At 55.3% G+C, this 244-nt stretch carries 1 protein-coding gene; it reads left to right on the top strand.

The window, feature by feature from the left end; genetic code table 11:
- Positions 1 to 244 (top strand): transposase (locus WA407_RS26590; RefSeq protein WP_336078750.1); only part of this gene is annotated, 244 nt, incomplete at both ends.

Here is a 244-nt window from a genome sequence, read left to right as displayed (position 1 = left end):
CAGCATTGCCCACTGCTAGACCAGTGTACCCAGTCTCGAAACCACCGCAAAGTGGTGACTCGGCATGTCTGGGAAGACAGCAAAGAGTGGGTACGGAGCAACCGGCTAAGCCCATCCGGGAAACGGCTGTACCGCAAACGAAAAGAGACGATTGAGCGAAGCTTCGCGGATGCCAAAGAGCTCCATGGGTTTCGCTATTGCCGTTTGCGCGGTCTACCAAACGTCAGGGAACAAGCCCTTATGA

It is taken from the genome of Paenibacillus sp. 203, assembly GCF_037027525.1.
In the GTDB taxonomy this organism is placed as follows: Bacteria; Bacillota; Bacilli; order Paenibacillales; family Paenibacillaceae; genus Paenibacillus; species Paenibacillus polymyxa_B.
The sequence above is the reverse complement of the archived record's forward strand: the minus strand, read 5'-3'. Positions and strand labels throughout refer to the sequence as shown.